Here is a 4,665-nt window from a genome sequence, read left to right as displayed (position 1 = left end):
AAATACTGTCCGGTGGTATGGATACCGTTGTGCTACTCGGAGCTGACGAGCTCGATCTGTCGGGTCTTGGCGATGCGAAGGTCATATACATCGGCTCGCATGGAGATGCGGGGGCCGCACGCGCGGACATCATTCTGCCGAGTGCCGCTTATACCGAAATGTCGGCAACCTTTGTGAACACAGAAGGCCGCGTCCAGATGACCAGCCGCGCTGTGCAGCCAAAAGGTGAAGCGCGCGAAGGCTGGGCTATTTTCCGAGCCTTGTCGGAGGTCGTTGGCAAGAAACTACCTTATGACACCGCCGATGCGCTGCGCGCTGAGTTGCGCGGTCCTGAGGGTGAAAGTACCACTTTCTCCGGGCTGGGATTCGCGCCCGGCGCGATGGGTGCGGAGGCCCTCAAAACGCCAATCACGACCGCTCCGACAACTCTTACGACCGCGACATTCCGTCCGGTGTTTGACGATTTCTATATGACGAACCCGATCGCACGGGCGTCCAAGACGATGGCCGAATGTTCTGCGCTGGCCTCAGCGCTGGACACTCCGGTAGCAGCGGAGTAGGGCGGGCGCCATGAGCAACTACGTCGAGTCTCTCGGGCAACTTTGGGGGCCATTGCTGGTCCTCGGACAGATCGCACTGTTCACGCTCGTCCTGTTGTTATCGATCGCATTTCTCCTGCTTTTGGACCGTAAGGTCTGGGCTGGTGTGATGATGCGCAAAGGTCCGAACGTCGTCGGGCCTTTCGGCTTGATGCAGTCATTCGCCGATTTCGGAAAATTCCTGCTCAAGGAAATCGTGATTCCGGCTGGTGCGAACAAGACCGTCTTTCTCATCGCGCCAATCCTGACCTGTACGCTGGCCTTCGCAGCCTGGGCGGCGATTCCGGTTGCGCCCGGTACGGCAAGCGGCACCAGTTGGGTTATCTCGAACCTTAATGTTGGTGTGCTTTACCTGTTCGCAATCAGTTCGCTGGGCGTCTATGGCATCATCATGGGCGGCTGGGCGTCGAACTCCAAGTATCCATTCCTCGGCGCGCTGCGCTCGGCGGCGCAGATGGTTTCCTATGAAGTTTCGATCGGCTTCGTAATCGTGACCGTCATCCTGCTGGTCGGTTCGATGAACCTGACGGATATTGTGAACGCTCAGGAAGGCGGTATCTGGACCTGGCATGCCTTCAGTTTCCAGCACTTCCCGCTGATTGTCGTCATGTTCCCGATGTTCATTATCTTCTTCGTCTCAGCGCTCGCTGAGACGAACCGGCCACCCTTCGATTTGCCGGAAGCCGAATCCGAGCTCGTCGCTGGTTACCAAGTGGAGTACGGCTCAACGCCCTACCTGCTGTTCATGCTGGGCGAGTATCTTAACATCGTCCTGATGTGCGCTCTGATGACGATTCTGTTCTTGGGCGGCTGGCATGGTCCATTCGCACTGGGCGAGGAGTTCGTCCGCGACCATCCCTTCGTGAATGCGTTCGCCGGCTTGTTCTGGTTCATGTTCAAGATCCTGTTCCTGTTCATCATGTTCGCGATGGTGAAGGCGATTGTCCCTCGTTACCGCTATGACCAGCTGATGCGCCTGGGGTGGAAGATCTTCCTGCCAACCTCGCTCGTGGCGGTTCTGATTGTGTCCGGCTATGTCGTTTATCTGGGAGTTCAGTCATGAGTCTGGCTCAAACCATCCGCGGCGCGCTCCTGACCGATTTCCTCGGCGCGCTCGTCGTGGCGACAAGGGAAGTGTTCACGCGCAAGGCAACGGTGAACTATCCGTTTGAGAAAAATCCTCTTTCTCCGCGCTTCCGTGGGGAACATGCTTTGCGGCGTTATCCCAGCGGTGAAGAGCGCTGCATCGCCTGTAAATTGTGTGAGGCAATCTGCCCGGCGCAGGCCATCACGATTGAGGCTGAGCCGCGCGCAGACGGTGCCCGTCGTACCACACGCTATGATATCGACATGGTGAAATGCATCTATTGCGGCTTCTGTCAGGAGGCCTGTCCGGTCGATGCCATCGTGGAGGGGCCGAACTTCGAATTCGCCACTGAAACGCGCGAAGAGCTGTTCTATGACAAGGACCGCCTGCTCGCGAACGGAGATCGTTGGGAACGACTGATCGCCAAGAATCTGGAACTCGACGCGCCTTATCGCTAGGCCGCCGAAACTATTAACTCATGGGGCATTCTGCCCTGCAAAGAAGGGGGCCTAGTAGGGCTGTGGCAGTCATCGCTTTCTATCTGATCGCGGCCGTCGTGCTCGTATCGGCGCTGTCGGTGATCATGGCGCGCAACCCCGTTCATTCGGTGTTGTGGCTCATTCTCGCATTCTTCTCATCGGCCGGTTTGCTTGTGCTGATTGGCGCTGAGTTCCTGGCCATGCTTTTGGTCGTTGTCTATGTCGGCGCGGTTGCTGTGTTGTTCCTGTTCGTCGTTATGATGCTGGACGTCGACTTCGTCGAGCTCAAGCGCGGCACACTGAGATACTGGCCGTTCGCTGTGCTTGTCGGGATCATATTTGCCGCCGAAATCGTGCTGGCATCGGTGATCGGCACGGCAGACATGGAGACCAATTTCGATGCATCTCCGGGCGCTGAGACTAATGCCGAGGCCATAGGACAGGTAATGTATACGCAATACCTGCTGCTGTTCCAGATGGCGGGCATCATCCTGCTCGTTGCCATGGTTGGTGCCATCGTGCTGACGCTGCGCCACCGTCCAGAGACCAAGCGTCAGAACATTGCCAAACAGACCTCGCGCCGTCGCAGCGATGCCTATGAATTGAAAGACCCCACTCCGGGGCAGGGGATCTAAGACATGGACCTTGGGCTTTCCCATTTTCTCGCCGTTTCGGCGGCCCTGTTTACAATCGGGGTCGTAGGCATCTTTGTGAACCGCAAGAACATCATCGTCATCCTGATGGCGATTGAGCTGATCCTGTTGTCGGTGAACCTCAACCTCATCGCCTTTGCGGTATTCAGTGGCACGATTGCCGGGCAGGTCTTCGCAATGCTGGTGTTGACAGTTGCAGCAGCCGAGGCAGCTGTTGGTCTTGCCATTCTCGTCGTCTACTTCCGCAACCGCGGTGATATCTCGGTCGAAAATGTCGACCTGATGAAGGGGTAAGGCGATGCTTCCAGATATCCTGATCCTGTACATCGTCCTTGCGCCGGGGCTCGTGGCGCTGACCGGCCTGGTGCACAAGCAGATTGGCGACAAGGTCGTCATGGGGCTGACCACTGCTGTCGTACTATCAGCAGGCGCGCTGTCGCTGATCCAACTGTTTGCCTATGTGGCAGGTCTTGGCGGTCACATGGGCACCGAGGAGCATCATGCAAGTCTTGTCGCCGCAACGACGGGCATGGAAATCAAACAGCATGTGATTACCCTCATGCCTTGGATAAGCGTCGGCGAATTCCAGGCGAATTGGGCAATCCGCGTCGATACGTTGTCCATTGTGATGATGGCGGTGATCACCGGCGTATCCGGCCTCGTGCATCTCTATTCCTGGGGATACATGAGCGAGGATCCGCACAAGGCGCGTTTCTTCAGCTATTTGTCGCTCTTCACCTTCATGATGCTCATGCTGGTCACCGCTGACAATTTCATCCAGCTGTTCTTCGGCTGGGAAGGCGTGGGTCTCGCCTCCTACCTGTTGATCGGCTTCTGGTACCAGAACAAGGCGCCGAACGACGCCTCCATCAAGGCTTTCGTTACCAATCGTGTAGGCGATTTCGGCCTTGCGCTGGGTATCATGGCCGTCTTCTTTGTATTCCGTTCAGTCGAGTTCGGTCCCGTACTGGACGCCGTGCGCAACAATGCGGCCGTTGTGCCCGTTGGCTTCACGGATGCGGCCCCGGTCCGGGACCTGGTGATTCCGTTCCTGTATTGGAATCTGAATGCGCTGGAAGTTATCGGCGTGCTGCTCTTCATTGGCGCTATGGGCAAGTCGGCCCAGTTCTTCCTGCATGTCTGGTTGCCGGATGCGATGGAAGGTCCGACCCCTGTATCGGCCCTGATCCACGCCGCAACCATGGTGACCGCAGGCGTCTATCTCGTCTGCCTCTTGTCGCCGATCTATGAGTACACATTCTACGCCGCAGGCATGATCACCATCGTGGGTGCGGTGACCGCGCTCTATGCGGCCACGGTTGGTATGGCGCAAAACGATATCAAGCGCGTGATCGCCTATTCGACCTGTTCCCAGCTTGGCTACATGTTCTTCGTGGCGGGTGTCGGCGCCTATGAAGCGGCCATGTTCCACCTCTTCACGCACGCCTTCTTCAAGGCGCTTCTGTTCCTTGGCGCTGGCTCGGTTATCCATGGCATGCACCATGAGCAGGATATGCGTCGCATGGGCGGGCTCGCCAAATTCATGCCGCTCACCTATGCGGCCATGATGATCGGGACGATTGCCATTATCGGCCTCGGTATTCCACACACCCAGATCGGTTTCGCTGGCTTCTTCTCCAAGGACGCCATCCTGGAAAGCACTTTCGCCGCTGGCCAGTCCAAGGTCATGTTCGGTCAGGTAGCTTTCTGGTTCGGCCTGATTGCAGCCTTCCTGACGAGCTTCTATTCTTGGCGCCTGATCTACATGACGTTCCACGGTCCGAAGACGTGGGAAGCGCATGATCATCATGATGACCACGCTCATGAAGATGCGCATGCGGCTGATG

Annotated in this window: 6 protein-coding genes; all 6 read left to right on the top strand. The window is 57.2% G+C overall.

The window, feature by feature from the left end; translation table 11 throughout:
- Positions 1–560, top strand: a 560-nt coding sequence (locus tag B4F73_RS10315; protein ID WP_290483192.1) for a molybdopterin-dependent oxidoreductase, incomplete at its 5' end; no start/stop codon positions are given.
- Between the two features lie 10 nt (positions 561–570).
- Positions 571–1,662 (top strand): NADH-quinone oxidoreductase subunit NuoH, encoded by a 1,092-nt coding sequence (gene nuoH / locus B4F73_RS10310; protein ID WP_206990502.1) that lies wholly within the window; start codon positions 571–573, stop codon positions 1,660–1,662.
- Positions 1,659–2,144 (top strand): NADH-quinone oxidoreductase subunit NuoI, encoded by a 486-nt coding sequence (nuoI, locus tag B4F73_RS10305; RefSeq protein WP_034812285.1) that lies wholly within the window; start codon positions 1,659–1,661, stop codon positions 2,142–2,144. The genes nuoH and nuoI overlap by 4 nt, the downstream gene beginning before the upstream one ends.
- A 62-nt stretch (positions 2,145–2,206) precedes the next feature.
- The gene (locus B4F73_RS10300) at positions 2,207–2,800 is read left to right on the top strand and encodes an NADH-quinone oxidoreductase subunit J (RefSeq protein WP_034812287.1); all 594 of its coding nucleotides are present in this window, start codon (positions 2,207–2,209) and stop codon (positions 2,798–2,800) included.
- Positions 2,801–2,803: 3 nt separating this feature from the next.
- On the top strand, positions 2,804–3,112 hold the full coding sequence (gene nuoK / locus B4F73_RS10295; protein WP_034812289.1) for an NADH-quinone oxidoreductase subunit NuoK: 309 nt from the start codon (positions 2,804–2,806) through the stop codon (positions 3,110–3,112).
- Between the two features lie 4 nt (positions 3,113–3,116).
- A partial coding sequence (gene nuoL / locus B4F73_RS10290) for an NADH-quinone oxidoreductase subunit L (RefSeq protein ID WP_290483191.1) occupies positions 3,117–4,665 on the top strand: 1,549 nt, incomplete at its 3' end.

Source organism: Hyphomonas sp. UBA3601, from assembly GCF_002375605.1.
GTDB lineage: Bacteria > Pseudomonadota > Alphaproteobacteria > Caulobacterales > Hyphomonadaceae > Hyphomonas.
The sequence above is the reverse complement of the archived record's forward strand: the minus strand, read 5'-3'. Positions and strand labels throughout refer to the sequence as shown.

What these genes read in the sequence shown, in the direction of transcription:
- nuoH (WP_206990502.1), top strand. Translation starts at nt 571, where the DNA reads ATGAGCAACTACGTCGAGTCTCTCGGGCAACTTTGGGGGCCATTGCTG.
- nuoI (WP_034812285.1), top strand. Translation starts at nt 1,659, where the DNA reads ATGAGTCTGGCTCAAACCATCCGCGGCGCGCTCCTGACCGATTTCCTC.
- nuoK (WP_034812289.1), top strand. Translation starts at nt 2,804, where the DNA reads ATGGACCTTGGGCTTTCCCATTTTCTCGCCGTTTCGGCGGCCCTGTTT.